The 23,429-nt window shown below is 67.2% G+C and carries 15 protein-coding genes and 2 pseudogenes; 12 read left to right on the top strand and 5 right to left on the bottom strand.

The genetic code is table 11. The features are described from left to right. Nucleotides 1-69 precede the first annotated feature (69 nt). Nucleotides 70-844 (top strand): annotated as a pseudogene (locus AC1RCO_RS06130) (type 1 glutamine amidotransferase domain-containing protein). Here the strand turns inward: AC1RCO_RS06130 and AC1RCO_RS06135 are convergent. The 4 genes from AC1RCO_RS06135 to AC1RCO_RS06150 form a co-directional block, all read right to left on the bottom strand. After that, a complete protein-coding gene (locus AC1RCO_RS06135) occupies nt 820-2,022 on the bottom strand; it encodes an MFS transporter (RefSeq protein ID WP_065364012.1) in 1,203 nt (400 codons plus the stop codon). The pseudogene AC1RCO_RS06130 and the gene AC1RCO_RS06135 sit on opposite strands and share 25 nt — an antisense overlap. A gap of 356 nt (nt 2,023-2,378) precedes the next feature. Beyond that, nucleotides 2,379-3,239 carry an NAD(P)-dependent oxidoreductase gene (locus AC1RCO_RS06140; protein WP_342402098.1) on the bottom strand — a complete coding sequence of 287 codons (861 nt, stop codon included), beginning with the start codon at nt 3,237-3,239 and terminating at the stop codon, nt 2,379-2,381. A 148-nt stretch (nt 3,240-3,387) separates the two neighbouring features. Continuing rightward, nucleotides 3,388-3,969: a TetR/AcrR family transcriptional regulator gene (locus tag AC1RCO_RS06145; protein ID WP_011061216.1), complete on the bottom strand. Its 582-nt coding sequence runs from the start codon at nt 3,967-3,969 to the stop codon at nt 3,388-3,390. A gap of 152 nt (nt 3,970-4,121) precedes the next feature. Continuing rightward, a complete protein-coding gene (locus AC1RCO_RS06150; protein ID WP_011061215.1) occupies nt 4,122-5,198 on the bottom strand; it encodes a sigma-54 interaction domain-containing protein in 1,077 nt (358 codons plus the stop codon). 448 nt (nt 5,199-5,646) lie between these two features. Here AC1RCO_RS06150 and AC1RCO_RS06155 point away from each other — a divergent pair, with 448 nt between their 5' ends. The 7 genes from AC1RCO_RS06155 (at nt 5,647) to AC1RCO_RS06185 (ending at nt 16,350) form a co-directional block, all read left to right on the top strand. Then, nucleotides 5,647-6,720, top strand: coding sequence for an ABC transporter substrate-binding protein (locus AC1RCO_RS06155; protein ID WP_123397391.1), 1,074 nt, complete (start codon nt 5,647-5,649; stop codon nt 6,718-6,720). Between the two features lie 22 nt (nt 6,721-6,742). Next, a complete protein-coding gene (locus AC1RCO_RS06160) occupies nt 6,743-7,966 on the top strand; it encodes a lipase family protein (protein ID WP_404672726.1) in 1,224 nt (407 codons plus the stop codon). A 15-nt stretch (nt 7,967-7,981) separates the two neighbouring features. After that, nucleotides 7,982-9,190: an LLM class flavin-dependent oxidoreductase gene (locus AC1RCO_RS06165; protein WP_152686201.1), complete on the top strand. Its 1,209-nt coding sequence runs from the start codon at nt 7,982-7,984 to the stop codon at nt 9,188-9,190. Between the two features lie 4 nt (nt 9,191-9,194). Next, the gene (locus AC1RCO_RS06170; protein WP_053151563.1) at nt 9,195-10,778 is read left to right on the top strand and encodes an ABC transporter substrate-binding protein; all 1,584 of its coding nucleotides are present in this window, start codon (nt 9,195-9,197) and stop codon (nt 10,776-10,778) included. Nucleotides 10,779-10,911: 133 nt separating this feature from the next. After that, entirely contained in the window at nt 10,912-13,491 is a 2,580-nt protein-coding gene (locus AC1RCO_RS06175; protein WP_065364007.1) for a TonB-dependent receptor plug domain-containing protein, read from the top strand. Between the two features lie 36 nt (nt 13,492-13,527). After that, nucleotides 13,528-14,610: an LLM class flavin-dependent oxidoreductase gene (locus AC1RCO_RS06180; RefSeq protein WP_492617515.1), complete on the top strand. Its 1,083-nt coding sequence runs from the start codon at nt 13,528-13,530 to the stop codon at nt 14,608-14,610. A gap of 486 nt (nt 14,611-15,096) precedes the next feature. Then, entirely contained in the window at nt 15,097-16,350 is a 1,254-nt protein-coding gene (locus tag AC1RCO_RS06185; protein WP_492617516.1) for a ferredoxin reductase family protein, read from the top strand. Here AC1RCO_RS06185 and AC1RCO_RS06190 read toward each other — a convergent pair whose 3' ends face one another. Then, complete coding sequence (locus AC1RCO_RS06190) at nt 16,351-17,889, bottom strand: MFS transporter (protein WP_492617517.1); 1,539 nt, start codon at nt 17,887-17,889, stop codon at nt 16,351-16,353. 128 nt (nt 17,890-18,017) lie between these two features. Here AC1RCO_RS06190 and AC1RCO_RS06195 point away from each other — a divergent pair, with 128 nt between their 5' ends. From AC1RCO_RS06195 to AC1RCO_RS06210, 4 genes and pseudogenes are all read left to right on the top strand, one after another. Further along, nucleotides 18,018-18,926 carry a LysR family transcriptional regulator gene (locus AC1RCO_RS06195; RefSeq protein WP_492617518.1) on the top strand — a complete coding sequence of 303 codons (909 nt, stop codon included), beginning with the start codon at nt 18,018-18,020 and terminating at the stop codon, nt 18,924-18,926. Nucleotides 18,927-19,218: 292 nt separating this feature from the next. Beyond that, nucleotides 19,219-20,700, top strand: coding sequence for an APC family permease (locus tag AC1RCO_RS06200; protein ID WP_401332778.1), 1,482 nt, complete (start codon nt 19,219-19,221; stop codon nt 20,698-20,700). Nucleotides 20,701-20,799: 99 nt separating this feature from the next. Further along, complete coding sequence (locus tag AC1RCO_RS06205) at nt 20,800-21,996, top strand: iron-containing alcohol dehydrogenase (RefSeq protein ID WP_492617519.1); 1,197 nt, start codon at nt 20,800-20,802, stop codon at nt 21,994-21,996. Further along, a pseudogene (locus AC1RCO_RS06210) lies at nt 21,993-23,423 on the top strand (aldehyde dehydrogenase family protein). The gene AC1RCO_RS06205 and the pseudogene AC1RCO_RS06210 overlap by 4 nt, the downstream one beginning before the upstream one ends. Nucleotides 23,424-23,429 lie beyond the last annotated feature (6 nt).

Genomic DNA, 23,429 nt, shown 5'->3' on the forward strand with positions numbered 1-23,429 from the left:
CGGCGTGCCGGCATCCCCTGGCGGGGCTGCTAACCTGCAACGCACCCTTAGGTGCTGCGAGCCCGCGCGATGATCCTGATTCTGCTGCCCCACGCCGACTACGACCCCAGCGAAAGCAGCCTGCCCTGGCAGGCTGCCCGGGACGCCGGTTTTGCCGCGCAGTTCGCCACCCCCCTGGGGATGCCGGCCTACGCCGATTCGCGCCTGGTGAGCCTGGGGTTCGGCCCGCTCAACCCGTTGTTGATGACCCCGGCGGCCGACCTGGCGCGCTACCACGCCATGACCCGCGACCCGGCCTTTTGCAGCCCTCTGCCCTATGCCGGGGTCGACCCGGCGGCCTACGAGGGCTTGCTGATTCCCGGCGGTCACGCCCGGGGCATGCGCAGCCTGTTGGAATCCGAGGAGGTGCGGCGGATCATCCTGGCCTTCTTCCAGGCCGACAAACCCGTGGCCGCGGTGTGCCACGGCCCCCTGGCCCTGGCACGCTGCATCGATCCAGCCAGCGGGCGCTCGGTGCTCCATGGGCGCAAGGTCACCGCCCTCCATGGAACTCGCGGCCTGGCTGGTCACCGCGCCGTGGCTGGGGCGCTATTACCGCACCTACGACCACAGCGTCGAGCAAGAGATCAAGGCGGCCCTGGCCAGCCCGGCGGATTTTCTGCCCGGGCCCTGGCTGCCCCGGCGGGATTCGGCAGAGCACCCCGAGCGCGGTTTTGTGGTCCGCGACCGCAATCTGCTGACCGCACGCTGGCCCGGGGACTGCCACCGCTTCGCCAATGAATGGGCGAGCCTGCTGCAACAGGCTCGCGACGCCCAACCTCAGGCGCAGCAGGCAGAGCGCTGACCCGGCTTGAAGGCATGGCTGCGCGCGCCCCAGACCAGCATCAGGCCCACCAGCGCCAGGGCGGCCATGGCCCAGGGAAAAGACGCCGCGCCATAGCGTTGCAAGAGCAGGCCGCCGACCATACCCCCGCAGGCAATGCCCAGGTTGAAGATGGTCACCAGCATCGATTGCGCGACATCCGCCCCCTCCCCGGCCACATCCGCCACGGCGGTCTGGAGCAAGGTCGGGGCGCCACCGAAGGTCAGGCCCCAGGCGCCAATGCCGAGCCAGGCCAGCCAGGGCTGGCTGGCAGCGATCCCCAGCAGCAGGCACGCCAGGGCGAAACCGGCGAGGCTGCACAGGGTCAGCCCGCGCAGCCAGCGGTCGACCCCGAGCCCGGTGAACCAGATCCCCACCAGGGAGGCCAGGCCGAACACCAGCAGCGCCCGGTCGAGAGAGGCCGCCAGGCCCAGGGACGCGAGGAACGGCGCGATATAGGTGTAGAGAATGTTGTGGGCCAGGATCCACACGAAGATCACCAGCAGCGCCTGGGGCAGGCCCCGGGTGAGAAAGATCCGCGCGATCGGCTGGCGCTGGTGGGCCGGCTGGCCGGGGTAGTCCGGCACTGCCAGGCGCACCCAGAACCACAGCAGCAGAGCCAGTAGCGACAGCCCCCAGAAGATCTGCGGCCAATCCATTCGGGTGCCCAGCCAGGCCCCCAGGGGCACCCCCAGGCACAGCGCGATCGGCTGGCCCACGCCCACCACCGCCAGGGCCCGGCCCTGCAACTCGGGCACCACCAGACGCCGGGCATAGCCGGCCAGCAGGCCCCAGACCAGCCCCGCCGCCATGCCCGCGGCAAAGCGCGCGGCCAGGGTCAGCAGATAGTGGGTCGACAACGCGGTCAGGCTGTTGAACAGCAACAGGCCGCCGATGGCCAGCAACAGCAAGGGCCTACGGCGCCAACTGCGAGTGGCGGCGATCAGCGGAATCGCCGCCGCCACCGAGCCCAGGGCATACAGGCTGATCAACTGCCCGGCCATGGCCTCGCTGATGCCCAGGCCCTGGCTGATCTGCGGCAACAGCCCGGCAGGCAGCGTCTCAGTGACGATGGCGATGAAACCGGCCAGGGTAAAGGCCAGCAGGCGCCAGACCGGCAACCTGCTGGAGGCGGTCGGCAAAGGTACGCAAATGTTCATGAAAGAATGCTCACACAAGAAAACCAGAAATCACCGCAGGAACCGGCTTGCCGGCGAATGGGCCTCAGACCCTGCGCCCGACTCACGGGCACCTTCGCTGGCAAGCCAGCTCATACAGCAGGCAGATACACCGCGCAGGCTCCCGTAGGAGCCGGCTTGCCGGCGAAAAGGCCCTCAGCCCCTGCGCCCGACCCACGGGCGCCTTCGCTGGCAAGCCAGTTCCTACAACAGGCAGACACACCGCGCAGGCTCCCGTAGGAACCGGCTTGCCGGCGAATGGGCCTCAGACCCTGCGCCCGACTCACGGGCGCCTTCGCTGGCAAGCCAGCGCCTGCATCAGCGCTAGAAGAAACCGCTCAGCCGAGGTAGGAGGCCGCCATGTCCTTGTCGCCATGGCCCTGCTCCAGGGCGCGCTGGAAACGCTGGATTCCGGCCTCGGCCAGATCCAGCCGGACCCCGGCTCTGGCGGCCGCCGCTACCATCAATTCGGCGTCTTTCAGGGCATTGGCCAGGGTAAAGCTCGGGCTGTAGTCGCCACTGAGCATGGCCCGGGTCTTGGCCTGGAAATAGCCGCTGTCCAGGGGCCCACCGCTGACCAGCTCCACCACCAGCGCCGGGTCCAGCCCCAGCCCCTTGGCCAGGGCCAGGCTTTCCGCGGCGCCGTGGGTCAGGGCCAGCACCCAGCTGTTGAGGGCCAGCTTCAGGCGGCTGCCGGCTCCCGGCTGTTCGGCAACCCAGAGCACACGCTTGGCGATGGCCTCCAGCAGCGGCTGCAACGCCGGCCGATGAGCCTCGGGGCCCGCGCCCAATACCACCAACTGGCCCTGCTCCGCAGGCTGGCGCGTGCCCAGCACCGGGGCATCGTAGAAGACCAGCCCGCCATCCCGGGCATAGCCTTGCAGTTCGTCGTTGGCCTCGATCCCCACGGTGGCCATCTGCAGCCAGAGCGCCCCAGGCTCGAAACCGTCCCGTGCCTGCTGCATGGCTTGCAGCACGGCGGCACCGTCCTTGCCCAGGGTGATGATCACCTGCGCCCCGCGTACCGCCTCGGCGGGCTCGGCAAATACCTGGATATCGTCCGCGATCAGCGCCTGGGCCCGTTGCAGGGTGCGGTTCCAGGCCCGTACCGCAAAGCCCTTGCGCCGCAGATTGCGCGCCACTGCGGCGCCCATGATGCCGATGCCTAATACCGCAATGGATCCTGGTTGCTTGGCCATCTGTGTCTCTCCCGTGTTGAATTAATTATGGAATGATCATTCCAATAAAAAGCAAAAAAAGCCCAGCCCTATAGGCGCTGGCTTGCCAGCGAAGACGCCCTGGAACCTGATGCAGATTGTGAGGGGCCCTTCGCCGGCACGCCGGCTGCTACAGGCTGGCCAGGACCACCTCGACCACATCCAGCAGGCGCTGGCGTCGTTGCTCCGCCAGGCTGCCCTTGGCCAGCACCCGCAAGCCCTGCACGGTGCACACCACAAAGCTGGCCAGGGCCCGGGGATTCTTCTGCGGGTCGATCTCCCCCTGCTCCTGGCCGCGACGCAGCACCTGCTCCAGGGCCGCCTCGATACGCTGGAAATTCTGCGCCACGAGTTGAGCCACCGCCGCGTCCTGCCCGGCCATTTCCAGGGAGGCATTGGCCGCCAGGCAGCCCAGGCGCCGGGTGTCTTCCAGCTCGTTGTCGACGATGCGCATCAGCAATCGCCGGACCAGTTCCCTGGCGGGTGCGTCGGCGCCCAGCAGCTCGATATTGGCGCTGGTCATCTGCTGGTAGCGCTTGAGGGCACAGGTGTACAGGCCGTGCTTGCTGTCGAAGGCGTTGTACAGGCTGCTGCGGCTCAGGCCGGTGCCTTCCACCAGGTCCTGAATGGACGTGGCGGCGTAACCGCGCTGCCAGAACACCTGCATGGCCGCATCGGCAATCTGCTCGGGGTCGAACTCCTTGGGACGCACGGCTATTACCTTTCTGGAATGATCGTTCCAAAGACTAAAGATCAAGCCGGCAGGCGTCAACCGGCCCGGGCAAAAAAAAGCCCCGGGCCGGTTCTCGGGTCCAGGAAGCGGGTCCAGGAAGCGGGCCCAGGAAGCGGGCCCAGGAAGCGGATCTAGGAAGCGGAAGTCGCCAGGGGCTTGTTCAACTCGCCGATCTTTTCCAGCCGGGCGCGCACGATGTTGCGGCTGATGTTGAGCAGGCGCCCGGTCTGCAACTGGTTGCCATGGCAGTAGCGATAGGCCTCGCGAAAGATCGTTTCCTCGATGTGCTCGTACAGGTCGGGAATGTTCTGCTCGAACAGCGCCTGCAAGGCCCGGCCCAGGTCTGCCGGCGCCTGAGGCCCGGGGACGGCCAGGGGCGCCTGTTCCTGGCGGATGCCGGAGGAGCGCATGTCCACCAGGTGCAGATCCCCCGGTGCCACCCGCTGCTGACGGCACACCAGCAAGGCGTGGTGAATGGCGTTTTCCAGTTCGCGAATGTTGCCCGGCCAGCTGTGCTCCAGCAGCTTGCGTTCAGCCTCTTCGGTCAGCGATGCACGGTTGTAGCCCAGGCGCTGGCAGTGTTCCTCAAGGAAGAATTCGGCCAGGGGCAGGATGTCCCCCGGGCGCTCGCGCAGCGGCGGCAGGCGGATGGTGGCCACGTGCAGGCGGTAGAACAGGTCTTCACGAAAATGCCCGGCCACCACCGCATCGGCGAGGTTGACGTTGGTGGCCGCCACCAGCCGCACATTGATCGGGATCGGCGTGCGCGAACCCAGGCGCACCACTTCTCGCTCCTGCAGCACCCGCAGCAGCTTGACCTGCATGTTCAGCGGCAAGTCGCCGATCTCGTCGAGAAACAGCGTGCCGCCGTTGGCCGCTTCGAACCAGCCGGCCTTGTGGGTGGTGGCGCCGGTAAAGGCGCCTTTTTCATGGCCGAAGAGTTCGCTTTCCACCAGGGTTTCGGCAAAGGCCCCGCAGTTCACCGCGACAAAGGGCTCGCGCCCGCGGCGGCTCAGGTGATGGATGTGGCGCGCCACCAGTTCCTTGCCGGTGCCGGTCTCGCCAATGATCAGGGTATTGGCCTCACTGGGGGCCAGGCGCTCGATGCGACTGAGCAATTCCTGGGAGCGCGGGTCCTTGAACACCAGAACGGTGGCCCGTACCGACTTGGTCAATTCACGGGCGTTTGGATGAGTGATCAGCGACATGGTGCATTCCTGGCAGTAAAAGCGCGGGCTCAATAGTGCACGAAGATATTTAGACTAAATAATTATTAATTAATCTTTAGATATTCCTTTTATGAATATATCTGAAGGGTGCTCCCCACCTGCTGCTGGAGCAGCAATCGGCCAGCACCTGCCTGTTCGCAGATCAGCAGCGGCGGCTTGGGCCAGGGCCTGTCGATCTGCCTGAAGCCCTTGCCGGGCAAGGCCTGCAGCGCTTTGTAGCGGCCCTGGCATGCAATCTGCTCTATCCCTTCCGACACCAGTACCCACCACCGCCCCTCGTAGGAGCTGGCTTGCCAGCGAAGGCGTCCGCAAGGGCGAGGCAAGGTTCAAGGGCCCCTTCGCCGGCAAGCCGGCTCCTACAGGAAACACCGCGATATCCGGCGCAGGGCTGGCGGGGCTGAGGGCTTATTTTTTGAGGGAGAGTGCAATGCAAGGTTTATGGCGCAATACCCTGGCCGTTATGGCCGGGCTGCTGATCAGTGTCACGGCCCTGGCCAACCCGGCCCCCGAGTCGGTGAAGATTGCCATCGTCGCCTTCACCCAGGGCGGCAAGCCGGTGTTCGGCGGCATCGCCGGGCGGGTGATCGAGGATGGCTGGCTGGAACAGCAACTGAGCCAGCGCGGGATCAAGCTGCAGTGGATCGCCCTGCCCCACGCCGGCGCCGGGCCGCAGATCAACGAGGGCTTCAGCAACAACAGCATCGACTTCGCCGTGCGTGGCGACCTGCCGTCGGTGATCGCCGGCGCCGGCGGCGTGCCGGGCAAGCTGATCGTGCCCGGCGGCAGCGGCAACAATATCTACCTGGTGGTGCCCACCCAGTCCACGGCCAAGAGCATCGAGGACCTCAAGGGCCAGCGCCTGGCCCTGCATCGCGGCCGGCCCTGGGAGTTCGCCTTCAGCAACTTCCTGGCCAGCAAGGGCCTGAAGCTCGACGACTTCAAGATCGCCAACCTCAACCCCCAGGTCGGTGCGGCGGCGGTGTCCGCCGGCAAGGTCGACGCCGCGGTGCTGCTCAGCGAGGCCTATGCCCTGGAAGACAAGGGCGTGGGCCGGATCATCTGGTCCACCAAGCAAGGGGCCAATGACTGGCGCCTGGTCTCCGACCTCTGGGGCACCGACAGTTTCATCGAGCAGCACCCGGAGGTTACCCAACTGCTGGCCACCGCCTGGGTCAAGGCCGCCTGGTGGATTTCCCAGGAGCAGAACCAGGACGCCTACTACCAACTGTCCTCCCGCGCCGGCACCACCGAGAGCGTGCTGCGCCGCGACGACCAGGGCGACCCGGTGGCCTGGAAGGAGCGCTGGGCGCCCAAGAGCGACCAGCAGCTCAAGGCCCACTATCAGGCACTGAGCGACTACGCCCTGGCCAACCAGCTGATCCGCACGCCCTACGACATCACCCCGGCCCTGGCCACCGGTTTCACCAACCAGGCGCTGATCGATCTGCACCTGAGTGATTACTGGCCCGCCCTGCGCGGCCAGGTCGCCACCCATCCCTGAACCCTGAGCACGAGTCTTCTTGATGAAACTGTCCGCAAAATTCACCTTTGGCCTGAGCCTCCTGGCGCTCTCCCTGTCGGCCCTGGCCGGCCCGACCTACGCGCCCAAGCCCGACCCGTTGCAGGGCGACGGCCGGGTCTCGGCCTTCTACACCTGGCAGGACGCGATCCCCCCGACCCCGGGCAAGCTGCTGCGCAGCGAACCCCTGGAAGCCACCCTGAGCCTGCCCAACGCTGCCAGCGCGCAACGGATTCTCTATAGCTCCACCGACGGCATCGACGGCAAGACCCCGGTGGTGGTCTCCGGCACCTTGTTCCTGCCCAAGGGCAAGGCCCCGGCCGGCGGCTGGCCGGTGGCCTCCTGGGGCCATGGCACGGTGGGCGTGGCGGATGTCTGCGCGCCGTCCTGGCAGGGCCGTTCCTACCGTGACGTGCAGTACCTGAGCCGCTGGCTGGACGAAGGCTTTGCCATTGTCGCCACCGACTACCAGGGCCTGGGCGTGCCCGGCGGCCATCCGCTGCTGAACAACCGCATGGCCGCCTACGGCATTCTCGACGCCGCCAAAGCCGTGGTCGCCGGGGTGCCCGGGCTGGCCAACAAGGTACTGATCGTCGGCCAGTCCCAGGGCGGTGCCGGCGCCTTCGCCTCGGCCGCCTACGCTTCCACCTACGCACCGGACCTGGGGGTCAAGGGCAGCATCGGCACCGGGGTGATCTACACCATCGGCGCGAAGAATGTCGGCGAGCAGGACCCGAACAAGGTCGATGCCTCCCTGGCCTACGGTTTCTACACCTTGCTGGCCGCCCAGCAGTACGACCCCAGCATCAACCCCCGTGACTTCTACACCGACAAGGCCCTGCCGCTGTTCGAACAGGCCCGTACCAGTTGCCTGGCGTCCCTGGTCAGCGACGTGGTGGGGGTCGGCCTGACCCCGGCCAACGCCAAGAAGGACTATCAGGGCAGCCAACTGGCGGCCTGGCAGAAACAAGTGTCCTACCCGACCCTGAAAACCGCCCAGCCGGTGTTCATCGGCACCGGCGCCGAGGACAAGACCCCGGCCGCCGCCACCCAGGTGGCCCTGATGCAGGACGCCTGCAAGGCCGGCTCGGTGGTCGAGGGCCACTTGTACAAGAGCCTGGGCCACAGTGAAACGGTCAATGCCTCCCTCAAGGACTCGGTGCCGTTCGCCCACAAGGTGATCAACGGCCAAGCCATTACCCCCGTCTGCAACCCCAGCGTGCAATAGCCAGGAGGCCCAGCCATGAGCATCGAATTCTTCACCCGCCTGCCCCTGCACGGCGAAACCCAGTTCCTCCCCGGCGACCCGCGCAACCGCGGCGACTGGCACCGGGGCGGGCCCAGCACCGGTGCCGTCTCAGGCTTCAGCGTCGGCGACCACTTCACCTACATCGACTACCTGGGGCAGATCGCCCGGGCCGCGGAAATCAACGGCTTCGGCGGCGCGCTGATGGTCAACGCGCCCTCCGGCGAAGAGCCCTGGACCGTGTGCTCGCTGCTGGCCCGGGAAACCCGCACCCTGAAGTTCGTCACCGCCTTCCAGCCCTATCACTACACGCCCTGGGTTGCGGTGCAGCAGGCCGCCACCTACCAGCGCGCCACCGGCAATCGCCTGGTGTGGAACATCATCAACGGCGGCTCGGACGCCATTCAGCGCCAGGTCGGCGACTTCAGCGACCACGATGAGCGCTATGCCCGCGCCACCGAGTTCATGGACGTGGTCAAGGGCTACTGGCACAACGAGAACTTCCACTACCAGGGCCAGTTCTACCGCGCCGAAGGCGGCGGCCTGCGCGGCCCCTTGAAGAAGGCCGATCTGCCGCTGATCTGCACCGCGGGATCGTCCATCGCCGCTCGGGAATTCGCCGCCAAGCATGCCGATTTCTACCTGATGCGCGCCGAGCACCCGGACGAGATCGCCGCGTTGATCGCCGATATTCGTGAGCGCGCCTTGCAGTACGGCCGCAGCGATATCCGCTTCGGCCTGTCGATCGACGTCATCACCCGGGAAACCGAGGAACTGGCGCGCACCGAGGCCAAGCGCTTCTTCGACGAGGGCATCGCCAAGGGCGCGGTCAAGGCCGTGGCCGCCCATGCCGGGCTGCGCACCGCGCGCAAGCTCAGCTACGAGAACGGCTTCGCACAGAAGAACGAGACCCAGGGCTTCGAGGATTTCTTCATCCACCCCAATGTCTGGACCGGTTTCGGCTACATCGGCATACCGCCGGGCTGCGCCCTGGTGGGCAGCTACGAAAACGTGGTGGCGCGGATCCGCGAGTACCACGCCATCGGTATCGACCTGTTCTTCCTCGCCGGCTACCCGCACCTGGAGGAAGCCTACCGCCTGGGCGAGCACATCCTGCCGCACTTTCGCGGCGAGCGCGCGGCCCTGAGCCGTCAGCCGCAAGCGCCGCTGGAGCTGCGCAGCGCCAACGGCCCGGCAGGAGCCTGACGCCATGAGCCAGGACTACTCGGGCTTGAGCCGCCGTCGTTTTCTCGGCCACAGCGCGCTGTTCGGCGGCGGCCTGCTGCTGGGCAGCAGCCTGCTGGCCGGCTGCGACGCGGACAATTCCAGCGCCCCGGGCACGGTCGCCAGCGACCAGCCGCGCTACGGCGGGCGCCTGCGCCTGGGGATTCTCGACGGCAACCAGAGCGGCAACCTGGACGCCCACAAACCCATCGGCAGCGGCATCGTCCGAGGCTTCGCGCTGTACAGCAAACTCTGGGAATGGGACGAGCAGATGCAGCCACGCCTGGCCCTGGCGGAGTTCGCCGAACCCAATGCCGATGCCAGCAGCTGGACCCTGCGCCTGCGCCAGGGCCTGGAATTCCACCACGGCAAGAGCATCGACGCCGATGACCTGATCTTCTCCATCCGCCGCCTCACCGACCCGCAGCTGGCCTCGCCCTACGCGGCGCTGCTGCACTGGGTCGATCGCGACAACCTGCAAAAGCTCGATGAGCGCACTGTGCGCCTGAGCTTTCGCGAGGGCCGCAGCTACATGCCCCTGGCGGAAACCTGGGTCAACTTCGGTGGCATCGTCCCGGTGGACTATCACCCGGTGACCAACCCGGTGGGTGCCGGCCCCTACAAGCTGAAAAGCTTCACCCCCGGCCAGCGCTCGCTGTTCACCCGCTTCGACAACTACTACAAGGACGGCCAGCCCTACGCCGACGAACTGGAGATCATCGACTTCAAGGATCAGGTGGCGCGCCTGGCGGCCCTGCGTTCCGGGCAGATCGACATGGCCAATGTGATGCCCACCGAACAGTTGCAAGTCCTGCAGCGCGACCCGCGGGTGCGGCTGCTGAAATCGGTGACCGGCAACTGGCTGTCCTTCGACATGAACCTGGACAAGCCGCCGTTCAACGACCCCAGGGTGCGCCAGGCTTTCCGCCTGCTGGCGGATCGCGAGGAGCTGGTGCGCCGCGCCCTGAACGGCCAGGGCCGGGTGGCCAACGACCTCTATGCCCCCAGCGACCCGACCTTCAACCACAGCCTGGGGCCCCGCCCCCACGACCCGCAGCGTGCGGCGCAACTGCTCAAGGAGGCCGGCCAGGAAAACCTCGAGCTGGAGCTGGTGACCACCCCGGGGCCGGCCCTGACCTCGGCCCTGGTGCTGGCCGAACAGGCCAAGCGCATTGGCGTGACCCTCAAGGTCCGCCAGGTGGACCTGGCGACATTCCAGGGCCCGCAACGCAACGACTGGACCCTGAGCACCGGCGGCAGCATCGGCGCGCCGTTCCTGGCCAGCGCCATCCACACCGACGCGCCCTTTGCCGTGTCCAACAAGACCCACTTCAACGACCCGCAGTTCAGCGAGGTGTTTCTCGCGGCCATGGCCCAACCCGACCTGCAACGACGCACGGCCCTGGTGCACCAGGCCCAGCAGATCCAGTACGAACGGGGCGGCATGCTGATCTGGGGCTACGCCGATCTGCTGGACAGCGTCTCCACCCGTGTGGGCGGCGCCCGGGAAGAACAGTCGCTGTTCAGCACCTGGCGTTTCGAAAGGTTGTGGCTCAACAACAGCGCCTGACCCACCGCCCGACCGTAGGAGCTGGCTTGCCAGCGAAAGCGCCCACAAGAGCACCGCGAGCCTCCAGGCCCTCTTCGCCGGCAAGCCGGCTCCTACAGAACATTCATGCGATTCAATATGAGGCTCATGTGCCATGCCCTCCAACGCCTTCGCTCGCCCCGCATTCGGCCCGGCCCTGGCCGTAACGGTGTTTTCTTCCCTGGCGCCGCCGCTCTTCGCCGCCGATACCCAGTTGCAAACCGTCACCGTCCAGGCCAGCAGCCAGGCCGATGACGATGCCCTGCCCACCCGGCCACCGACCTCGGTGTATGGCGGCACCGAAACCAAGGTCCTGGACACCCCGCGCTCGGTCACCCAGGTCAACGCCGAACAACTGGCCAACGACCCGATCCGCAGCGCCGACGACCTGGTCAAGTACGCCCCGGGCATCACCCGCGGTGGCGGACAGAACGCCGGTATCGCCCCGCAGTTCCGTGCCCAGGGCTCGGAAGTGTTCCAGGACGGCCAACGCGCCTATGGCGTGCGCCATCCGGCCAACTTCAACGCCTACGAGGGCGCGGACATCGTCGCCGGGCCTTCTTCGGTGACCTACGGTTCGGTGTCCGGCAGCGGCGGCTACGTCAACTACCTGAGCAAGAAACCCGATTTCAGCGGGTTCAAGACCCGTCTGAGCGGCGAGCTCGGTGCCTGGGTGCCGGACGGCCAGTCCCGCGACTCGCGCAAATTCAGCCTCGACAACACCGGCCCCCTGAGCGACCAGTTGGCCTACCGGGTGAGCATCACCCAGCAGCGCCAGCAGGACTACTACGACAACGTCGACAACAATTTCGATGCCTTCTACGGGGCCCTGGCCTGGCGCAACGACAACCTACGGGTGGACTGGAACGCCAGCTACGACAACTACTACGACTACAACATCACCCACGGCTGGAACCGCGCCACCCAGCAACTGGTGGACAGCGGCCAGTACTATGCCGGCCGCGCCACGCCGATCATCCAGAACGGCAATACCCTGTGGTCGCCGGTGCTGGCCTCCGGTGCCGCCAATGCCCCGACCCTGGGCTGGGTGCAGCGCCAGCGCAACGCCCAGGGCCAGTACAGCGTGGTGGATGGCAGCTTCCAGGCGGCCTCGCCCAACACCCAGGCCAGCCCCGGCACCCTGCGCGGCTGGGTCTACGACCCGAGCCTGGCGGGCAACGGCTTGACTTCCCTGTCGCCACAGGCCGGCCAGCGCGGCGAAGACCAGAGCAGTTCACGGCGCTTTACCACCCAACTGCGCATCGAGGGCGACCTGTCCCCCAGCGTGACCCTGGCCAACAGCACCTTCTACCAGCGCTCCCGGGACCTCACCGACGCAGTCGGGGCGTTCCAGGTGCAATCCCGGGACAACCTGCTGGACAACCGCTTCGAGCTGCGCTCGGGCAATGAAACCCGGATCGGCGGCCTGGCCCTGCGGGACGACAGCAATAGCGGGCTGATCTACCGCCGCGAGTTCAACCAGTCGATCGCCGCCAACAATCATTTCGGCTCCACCATCAACGCCTACGACCTGACCCTGGACCCTTCGGGCAAGAACCCCGGCGACCTGCTGGGGCTCACCGGCAGCAACCCGGCCGGCGGCAACGGCGCCTGGATCGGCCAACCCGGGGTGCCGCAATACTCCAACTACTACGGCTGGCTCAACCTGGCGGCCATGTACCCCGCCGGCCACGGCCTGTACGCCGAATCCCTGGCGCCCTACACCGCCGAAAGCACCTGGACCACCAAGACCCTGTTCAGCCAGCACAACCTGCGCCTGGGCGAGCGGGTGGGCCTGAACATCGGTGCCAGCCGCAGCTGGATCGACGCCCGGATCGACAACCCCTTCGTCCTTGCAGGTGGCAGCGACCGGCGCGACAGCCACAATTACCGGCTGTTCGCGTTCCAGGTCAGCCCCTACGTCAAACCCACCGAGAACAGCACCCTGTACTACACCTTCGACCGCTCCCTGGCGGTCAACACCGGGTTCTTCTCCAACGGCCTGGGCTGGGGCAGCGGCAGTGGCGCCAACCAGCTCAACCCCCTGGCGTTCCAGAGCCTGAGCGTGCTGCATGAACTGGGGCTGAAGGTCGAAGCCATCCCCGACCAGCTGTTCATGACCCTGGCCACCTTCAAGCAGGCCCGGGACCAGTCCCCGGACAGCAACAACAACATCGCCCGGCTGATCATCAAGGGCACCGAGGCGACCCTGCGCTACCAGCCAGACCCGCACCTGCGCAGCGGCCTCAACCTGTCCCGGCTCAGCGCCTACAACGAATTCACCTCCCAGGCCGGCTTCGCCTCCGCCGGGTTCATCCCCGACAACGGCACCGTGTTCGGCGACAACAACAGCCTCAACCAGCGGCCCTCCGGGCGCTTCGACGCGGTGCAGATCCCCGAGTACACCGCCAGCGGCTACCTCGACTACCGCTTCGACTCGGGCTTTGGCGCCGAGCTCTCCGGCTGGTGGACCAGCAGCTGGTACCTGAACCTGAGCAAAACGGTGAAGGTCCCCGACGAATACAACCTCGACCTGGCCCTGTACTACCGCCAGCCCCAGTGGAGCACCACCCTGCGGGTGCTCAACCTGACCAACGAGTTGAACTTCGTCAGCGGCCTGGCCGGCTCCACCAATACCTTCCTGCAGCCCATGCCCGGACGCACCGTGCTGGCCCAGGTGGACTACCGCTTCTAGGCACTTTCCTTCTTCTGCGACCTCAGGACACTCCCCATGAGCATTGAATTCGTCGGCATGATCTTTCCCCGCCAATGGTCCGAAACCCGCGGCGTGCGCAGCCCGGACTTCGACCTGGCATTCATCCGCGAGCACGCGCGCGCCCACGAACACGCGGGCTTTGACCGAGTGCTGATCGCCAGCGGCCCGGGCAGCGCCGACAGCCTGCAGATTGCCGCCTACGCCGCGGCCCACACCGAGCGCCTGGGCTTCATGATTGCCCACCGCCCGGCCCTCAGCGCCCCCACCGTGGCGGCCCGGGCCTTCGCCACCCTGGACCACACCACCGGCGGCGGGCGCATCCGCCTGCATGCCATTACCGGCATCACCGCCGAGCCCCAGGAAGGCGACACCCTGCTGGACAAGACCGAGCGCTATCGACGCACCGACGAGTACCTGGAGATCGTGCGCCGCACCTGGACCGCCGAAGAACCCTTCGACTTCGAAGGCCGCTACTTCAACCTCAAGGGCGCGTTTTCCCCGGTCAAGCCGCTGCAGCAGCCGCACATCCCCATCTCTTTTGGCGGCTCCTCGGACATCGCCTACCAGATCGCGGTCAAGCACGCCGACCTCTACGCCCTGTGGGGCGAGCCCCTGGAGGGGGTAGCCGAACAGATCGGCAAACTCAAGGCCGCGGCCAGCGCCGCGGGGGTGGCCGCGCCCCGGGTCAGCCTCTCGGTGCGGCTGATCCTGGGGGCCACCGAGGAATTGGCCTGGCAACGGGCCGAACAGATCCTGGCGCAGATCCGCGCCAACCCGCAGTTCGCCGCCGGCAGCCCCTGGCAGAAGCGCCTCAAGGGCACCGGCTCCGAACGCCTGCTGGCGGCCGCAGCCCGCGGCGACCGCCATGACCGCGCCCTGTGGATGCCCACCGCCAGCGCCGTTGGCGCCTACGGCGACACCACGGCCCTGGTGGGCACGCCGGAGACCGTGGCCCAGGCCCTGCTGGACTACGTCGACCTGGGCGTGACCACCTTCCTCAACCGTGGCTACGACCCTTATTACGACACCGTCGACTATGGGCGCTGGATCATCCCCGCCGTCCGCGAAGCCGCCACTCGCCGCAAGCAACACCTGTAGAAGGCGTTTACGAGGCTGGCATCCGGCTTGGAGGCCCTTTCGCCGGCAAGCCGGCTCCTACAAGTGCGTTGACCTTTCCCACAACCCTGTAGGAGCTGGCTTGCCAGCGAAGGCGGTTAAGAGGCTGACGCCCGGCTCAGGGGCCCTTTCGCCGGCAAGCCGGTTCCTACAAGCGCGTTGACCTTTCCCACAACCCTGTAGGAGCTGGCTTGCCAGCGAAGGCGCCCGCAAGAGCACTGCCCGGTTCAGGGGCCCTTGGCCGCCTGCCAGCGCCTGCGCAAGCGGTGGCCGGGGAATCGGAATGCGAGTGATAGTCGATCATTTTCAACACTTTATCGGCGCCAGGCCGATGACCCAGATCACCACGAATACTCGCCAAAGCGTTAACATTCCACCCAGCCTTTGGCTTTGAACCTGTCATATCCACTTTATGCATCGCGCCCTTTGCTGCGCCATGACGGCATTTCCTCACCGGAGTCATGCACTTTGAAAACCTGGCACACACTTGTCGGCATCCTGCTGATCACCACGGTCACCCTGCTGCTGGAGATCCCTTCCGCCACCTGGCTGACCTCGGCCACCCTGAGCATGGTCCTGGGCACCGCAGCCCTGGCCTACATGGCGATGTCCTGCCTGCTGGCCAGCCGCTGGGGCTGGGTCGAACGGCTGTTCGGCGGCCTTGACCGGGTCTACGAGGCGCACAAATGGCTGGGCATCTGGGCCCTGGCATTCGCCAGCTACCACCTGGTGTTCAAGGCCAACCTGGATGAATGGAACAGCGTGCCGATCCTCGAACTGTCCAAATACTGGACGCGCCTGGTCCGCCAGCTGAGCTACGTGGCCCTGGGCCTGATCGTGCTGCTGGCACTGAACCGCAACATTCCCTACAGCCAGTGGCGCTGGTGGCACAAGCTCTCCGGCCCGCTGTTCCTGATCGTCATCCTGCACTGGCTGAGCTTCAAATCGCCCATCACCCTGGATTCGCCCTCGGGTATCTGGCTGGCTCTGCTCTGCGTCCTCGGCGTGCTCGGCGCCCTGTACAAGCTGCTGCTCTACCCCCTGGTGGCCAAGGCCGGCGAGTACCAGGTGACGGCGGTCCGGGTGGAGAAGAACTCCCTGCACCTGGAGCTGATTCCCCAGGGCCGGGGCTTTCCTTTCAAGGCCGGGCAGTTCGCCTTCCTCTCGATGCAGGAAAAAGGCCTGCGCGAACCCCATCCGTTCACCATCGCCAGCGCCCAGGCCCATGACGGGCGCATCGAATTCGTGATCCGCGCCCTGGGGGACTACACCCAACGCCTGCGCCGCCAGGTCAAGGTCGGCATGCGAGCGGACATCTACGCGCCCTATGGGCGTTTCAAGCGGCCGCAGGCGGCTGCCCGGGAAATCTGGATCGGCGGTGGCGTGGGCATCTCGCCATTTATTTCCTGGCTGCAGGATGAAGCTGCCGGGCAGTTCGACAAGGCCACCCTGGTGTACTGCTACAACCCGTCCCGGGCCTTCCCCAGTGTCGACACCCTGCAGGGCATGGCCCAGGCCCGTGGAGTGAACTTCGTGGCCAACTGCGGCGGCACCGAGCCCCTGGCCCAGACCCTCAAGCGCACCGCGGCCGAAACCGATCCGCAGCAGATCCAGGTCAGCTTCTGCGGGCCCAAGGGCTTGCTGGGCCAGGTTCGGGAACTGATGAGCGAGTGCCGGATTCCCCAAGGCAACCTGCACTACGAATTCTTCGAGTTCCGCTGATCAAGCCGCTGGCGGCCCTGGCTGGCGCGGCTCGCGCAGCGTCACCCAGACCACCAGCGCCGCCAGCAGGGTCATCAGGGTCAGCACCTGCAACAACTGGCTGAAAGCCTGCCCGTACAGGGCCAGCAACCCCTCCCGGCCCAGCGCCGGCAAGGCCGCCAGAGTACCGGGCAGGTCACCCCCGGCCAGTTGCCGGGCAGCCCCCATCAACGTCTCGGCGGGCAGCGCCTGATCCGCCAGGGCGTGCTGCAGCAGCCCCGCCAGCAGCGCCACCACCAGGGCCAGGGCAATGCCCTCGCCGGCCACCCGGGTGGTGCTGAAGATGCCGCTGGCCATGCCCGCGCGCTCCTTGGGCACCACGCTCACCGACAAGCCGTCCATCAGCCCCCAGGGCAGCCCGCTGCCGAGGCCGATCAGCAGCAGCGGCCAGATCCGATCGGCCGGCGCCTGGCCCGCAGCGATCCGGCTCAGCCACCACAGCCCGGCGGCAGCCAGCAACAGGCCCAGGCTCGACAGGTTGCCGGCGCTGCACCAGCGGCTGAGCCAGCCCGCGGCGAACGGCACCACCAGCATCGGCGCCGACAGGGCAAGCATCAGCAGCCCGGCATCGATGGCGCTGTAGCCTTCGACGCCGATAAAGCGGATCGGCAACAGGATCAGCAGCACCACGTAGCAATAGCAGGTGGCGATGGGCAGCACCTGCACCCCGACAAAACGCGGATAGCGAAACAGCGACAGATCCAGCATCGGCCGCGCTGCACGCCGCTCGACGACGATGAACAGCCACAGTGCCAGCAGCACCCCCGCCAGCAACAGCAGAACCCAAGGGCTGCTCCAGCCGTTTTGCGGGGCCTGCAGGATGCCCCAGGTCAGCAGCACCAGCGCCAGGGTGAAACTCAGGGTGCCGGGCCAGTCCACGCCCTGGGCGTCGGGGTCGCGGGACTCTTGCATGCGCGGCACGCCAAAGGCCAGGGACAGGCCGCCGATCAGCGCCCCGGAGACAAAGATCCCGCGCCAGCCGGCCTGTTCCACCAGGACCCCGGCGAGGATCGGGCCAAACGCCAGGCCGACACCAAAGGTGGTGCCCAGCAGGCTGAAGGCACGGGTTCGCGCCGGGCCGTCGAAGGCCTGGGCCAGGGCCGCCGAACCACCGGCCAGGGCGGCGGCACCGGCCAGCCCCTGGACCCCGCGCAAGAGGTTCAGCCACAGCAGCGAAGGCACGAACACCAGGGCCAGGGAGCTCAGGCCGAACAGCGCCACGCCGAGGCTGAACAGGCGCTTGCGGCCAAATTCGTCGGCCAGGGTGCCGGCGGCCATCAGCACGCTGCCAAAAGTCAGCATGAAGGCATTGGTTGTCCAGCTCAGGGCCAGCGGGCTGCCCCCCAGTTCATGGCCGATGGCCGGGGTCGCCACCGCTACCCCGACAAAGGTCAGGGGCAGCATCAGGGCCGCCAGGCACACCGCGGCCAGCACGCCATGGGCGGACTGCCGGCGACTTTGGGCGGCCTGCCCCAGGGGTAATTCGAGTTCGGGATTCACACGGACCTCTCAAGCCCTGGCAACCAGGGGTGGGCTAAGAAAAATCCATGGTAGGTATGCCGCAATCACTGAAAAACAGGGCATTCTTCCGCTCTTTACGGACAAAAACGCTGCAATCGAGGTGAACGATGGACAACCTAAACGGCTTGCAGGTGTTTGTCAGCGTGGTCCAGAGCGGCAGCCTGGTGGGCGCCGGCGAGCGCCTGGGGCTGTCTGCCTCGGCGGTGGGCAAGGCCCTGGCGCGCCTGGAGCAGCGCCTTGGCGTGCGCCTGCTGAACCGCAGCACCCGGCGCATCAGCCTGACCGATGAAGGCGCGCTGTTCTATGAGCGCGGCCAGCGCATCGTCGCCGAAGTCCAGGAGGCCGAGGCCGAACTGGCGCGGATCAGCGACAAGCCCCGAGGCCGGCTGCGGGTCAGCCTGCCGGCCATCGGCTATCGGATGCTGCTGCCGATCCTCCCGGAGTTTTCCGCGCGCTACCCGGACATCGAGCTGGACCTGGACTTCAACGACCGGCTGATCGACGTGATCGCCGAAGGCGTGGACGCGGTGATCCGCAGTGGCGAGCTGCCGGACTCGCAACTCAAGTCCAGGAACCTGGGGCCCTTCGGCTTCGTGCTGGTCGGCGCCCCCGGCTACTTCGCCCGGCGCGGCACCCCGCGCACGCCCCGGGACCTGGAGCAGCACGCCTGCCTGCGCTACAAGTTCCCCGGCGGCAGCTTGCTGCAGCAATGGAGCCTGCGCCTGCCCGACGGAGCCCCGCCGCTGGTGCTGGGCAGTGCCCTGACCAGCAACAACCTGGAATCGCTGATCCACGCCGCCACCCAGGGCCTGGGCATCGCCTACGTGCCCGAGTTCGTGGTCTGCGGGGCCCTGGCCGATGGCAGGCTGGTCGCGGTACTGGACGACTACCAGCAAGAGCGCGGCAAGTTCTCCATCCTCTGGCCCAGCAGCCGTCACCTGCTGCCCAAGCTGCGGGTGTTCGTCGACTTTCTCGGTGAACGGCTGGAGCTGGGCAAGCACCACGCTTCCCGCTGATATCCCCTCGATGCCTGGCGCTGGCCGGGCAGTCGCCGGCCCCTGCAAAACATCAGCAAATGCAGATGCCAGCTTACCAATCCATGTATTCATCTTGATGTTTGCCCGCCGTAAGCTCGTCCTGGCCTGCTGCTGCAGGCCAGGCAATGTCGGTACGCCAAAAACAACAGCTAAAGGCCATCCCAATAACAATCTGATCTGCCGACTCCAGGAACCGCTATGTCAACTACCCCATCACGCCGCCCTTGCGTCGGCCTGCATCGTGGCGCCCGCCCCTTGAACGAGGTGCGCCATGACTGACTTCCTGCCCGCTCCGGGCACCGATGAACACTTGCTGCACCACCAGGGCTATCGCCAGGAGCTGCACCGCGGCCTGTCCCTGTGGTCGTCGTTCTCCGTGGGCTTTGCCACGGTCTCGCCAGTGGTGGGGATCTATTCGGTGATGGCCCTGGGCGCCATGAGCACCGGCCCGTCCTGGGTCTGGATCGTGCCCCTGTGCCTGGCCCTGCAGATGCTGGTGGCGCTGGTCTATGCCGAACTCGCCTCGCAGTACCCCCTGGCCGGCGGATGCTATCAATGGGTCAAGCGCCTGGCTGGAGACCGCTGGGCCTGGTTCACCGGCTTCATGTACCTGGCCTCGGCCCTGGCTTCCCTGACCACCGTGGCCTACCTGGGCGGGTTCTGGCTGTGGCTGTTCGTCACCGGCACGCCGCCTTCGGCCAATGCCCAGGTGGCCAGCGGCGCCGTGCTGCTGGCGTTGGGGCTGGGGGTCAACCTGTTGGGGATCAACCCGCTGAAGTACTTCGTCAACGCCGGGATCATCGCCGAAGCCATCGCCTCCATCGGCATCGGCGTGCTGTTGCTGCTGTTCTTTCGCAACCACTCCTGGTCGCTGCTGCTGGAAGGCCTGGGTAACAGCGTCAGCAGCGATGGCACCTACCTGAGCGGCTTCGTCACCGCGATGGCAGTGGGCGGCTGGGCCTTTCTCGGCTTCGATGCCTGCTCCCAGGTGTCCGAGGAAACCGCCGATGCCCGTACCTCCACGCCGCGGGCCATCCTGCGCTCGATGCTGCTGGTGGGGCTGACGGTGATGCTCACCGCCTTTGCCGTGACCCTGTCGTTCACCGACACCGCGGGCCTGGTGGCCGGCCAGGTGGTGGACCCGGTCACCCCGGCGGTGGTGGATGCCTTTGGCGCCTGGGCCGAGCGGCCCTTCGTCGGCGTAGTACTGGTGGCGTTCATTGCCTGCGTGGTCTCGGTGCAGACCTATATCGGCCGCGCGGTATTCGGCATGGCCCGGGACTCGATCCTGCCCGCCTCGGCGTTCCTGCGCCGGGTGGATGGGCGCAAGGTGCCCTTCGCCGCCATGCTCCTTTGCACCCTGTTCGCCAGTTTCGGCCTGGCCCTGGGCCTGAACGCCACGGCCGTGGGCACCCTGATCGCCTTCGGCAGCGGGGGCTTCTTCATGGTGTTCCTGATCGTGATCGGTTGCGCCCTGATCCATCGCCTGCGTGGCCGCTGGCGGCCCGACGCCGGGGTCTTCAACCTCGGCCGCTGGGGCCTGCCGGTGAACCTCGCGGCCTTTGTCTGGCTGCTGTTCGAGAGCGTCAACGTGGCCTGGCCCCGGGAATCCCTGGCGCCGTCCGGAGCGCCCTGGTTCCAGGTCTGGGCAGTGGTGCTGGTGTTCTCGACCCTGGCCGTGCTGGGCCTGATCTACATGGTCCTGGCCAAGCCCTACCTGCGCCGCGACAGCAGCGCATCCGACCGCGGCTGAATCCTCATGCGCTGTCAGCGACAGCGCATTCCCTGCCCGCTACTGGCCCGGCGCCTGCTGCGCCGGCCGCTTCACGCCTGATGTTTCTGGAGACCATCGATGCCCCCGTCCATCCACTACTGGAACTACCCCACCGAGATCTTCTGCGGCGCCGAGGCCCTGCACGGCCTGGCCCAGCGCTGCGCCCTGCTGGGCATGGCCAGGCCCTTGCTGGTCACCGACCCGGGCATGCTCGAACTGGAACCCTTTGGCCTGTTGACCGCGCATCTGGAGCAGAGCCGCCAGGGCTTTGCGGTATTTGCCGAGCTGGCCAGCAACCCGAGCCTGGACGATGTGCAGCGCGGCGTCCAAGCCTTCAGGGCCGGCGGCCACGACTCGCTGATCGCCCTGGGCGGCGGCAGCGCCATGGACGCCGCCAAGGGCATCGCCCTGGCCGCCGTGGACCCGCAAGGGCTGCAGCGTTTCGAGTGGTCCCGGGTGATCGAGCATTACCCGAGCCTCAGTGACTTTCCGCGCCTGGGCCTGCCGCCCCTGATCGCCCTGCCCACCACTGCCGGCACCGGCTCCGAACTGGGCCGCGAAGCGGTACTGACCGACAGCCAGCAGCAGGTCAAGCGGGTCATCAGCCACCCCGAAATGCTGCCCGCCTGCGTGATCCTCGACCCGCTGCTAACCCGCGGCCTGCCGCCCGCGCTGACCGCCGCCACCGGCATGGATGCCCTGACCCACCATATCGAGGCGTTCTGCTCGCCGCTGTACCACCCGATGTCCAGCGCGATTGCCGTGGAAGGCATGCGCCTGGTGCAGCAGCACCTGCGCCGGGCAGTGAGCCATGGCCAGGACCTGAACGCCCGGGAAGGCATGCTGGTGGCCTCGGCGATGGCTGCGGTGGCCTTCCAGAAGGGCCTGGGTGGCGTCCACGCCCTGGCCCACCCGCTGGGCGCCCGCTATCACCGTCACCATGGCCTGCTCAATGCCGTCCTCCTGCCCTATGTGCTGGTGGCCAACCAGCCGGTGATTGCCGAGGAGATCGGGCGCCTGGCCCGTTACCTGGACTTGCCCCGGGGGGATTTCCAGGGGTTCCTGGACTGGATCCTGGCCCTGCGCGCCGAGCTGGGCATCCCCCACTGCCTGGCGGATATCGGCCTGGACAGCCATGAAGCCGAGTGGGTCGGGGCCCAGGCCCTGGCGGATATTTCGTCCTCCGACACCAATGCCCGACCGCTGAGCGCCGCCGACTACAGCCAGATCTTCCGCAACGCCGTGCACGGCGTCCTGCCAGGAGCCCGCCCATGAAACCGGCCCTGTTTATCGACGGCCACTGGGTCGATGGCGACGGCGCGCCGATGCCGGTGCATGACCCGTCCCTGGGCCAAATCATGGCCCAGGTACCGGCGGCCAGCGCCCATCAGGTGAACCTGGCGGTGCAGGCCGCGCGCCGGGCCCTGCCCGGGTGGCGCAGCCTCAGCGGCGCCCGGCGAGCCGAGTACCTGCAAGGCTTCGCCCGGCACCTGCAGCAACGCCGCGAAGGGCTGATCGCCCTGCAGATGCGCAATAACGGCAAGCCGCGGCACGAAGCCGAACTGGACCTGGACGACGCCATCGCCACCTTCGACTACTACGCCGGCCTCGCTGCCCAGCTGGACGCCCGCCAGGATCAACCGGTGCCCTTGCAGGCTCCGGGCTTCAGTGCCCACTGCAGGTTCGAGGCCCTGGGCGTGGTGGGGCTGATCGTGCCCTGGAACTTCCCCCTGGTCACCAGTGCCTGGAAGCTGGCCCCGGCCCTGGCCGCGGGCTGCACGTTGGTGCTCAAGCCCTCGGAAGTGACGCCTCTGATCGAGCAGGTCTACGGCGAAATCGCCGACGCCCTGGGCTTGCCGGCGGGCGTGTTGAACCTGGTGGCCGGCGCCGGCGAAACCGGCGCAGCCCTGAGCCAGCATCCGGGGCTGGACAAGCTGTCGTTCACCGGCAGCACTGCCACCGGCCAGCGAGTGATGGCCAGCTCCGCCGCCTTCTGCCGGCCACTGACGCTGGAGCTGGGGGGCAAGTCGCCGATCCTGGTATTCGCCGACGCCGACCTGGACCAGGCAGTGCACTGGATCATCGGCGGCTTTTGCTGGAACGCCGGGCAGATGTGCTCGGCCACCTCGCGCCTGCTGGTCCACGAGTCGATTGCCGATGCTTTGCTGCAGCGGTTGCGCAGTGCCCTGCTGGCCATGCGGGTCGGCAACCCCCTGGAGCAGTAAGTGGACATGGGCCCCCTGAGTTGCCAGGCCCAGTGGCGCACAGTGTGCACCTACCTGGAACAGGCCAGGAACGAGGGCCTGGAATGCCTGGTGGGCGGCCATGCCCTGCCCGGGCCGGGCTGGTTCGTGGCGCCCACGGTGTACACCGATGTGCCCACCAGCAGCAGGTTGTGGCAAGAGGAGATCTTCGGCCCGGTGCTGTGCATGCGCCGTTTCAGTGACGAAGCACAGGCCCTGGCCCTGGCCAACGACAGCGCATTCGGCCTGGTGGCCACTGTGATCAGCGCCGATCTGCAGCGCGCCGAACGGGTCGCCGCCGCCCTGGACGTGGGCCACGTGTGGATCAATTCACTGCAGGCGGTGTTCGTCGAAACCTCCTGGGGCGGCACCAAGGGCAGCGGCATCGGGCGGGAACTGGGCCCCTGGGGGCTGGCTGCCTATCAGTCGATCAAGCACCTGACCCGCTGCCTGGGCTGAAGCGCG

Source organism: Pseudomonas sp. GW823-FHT03E05 (assembly GCF_058796855.1).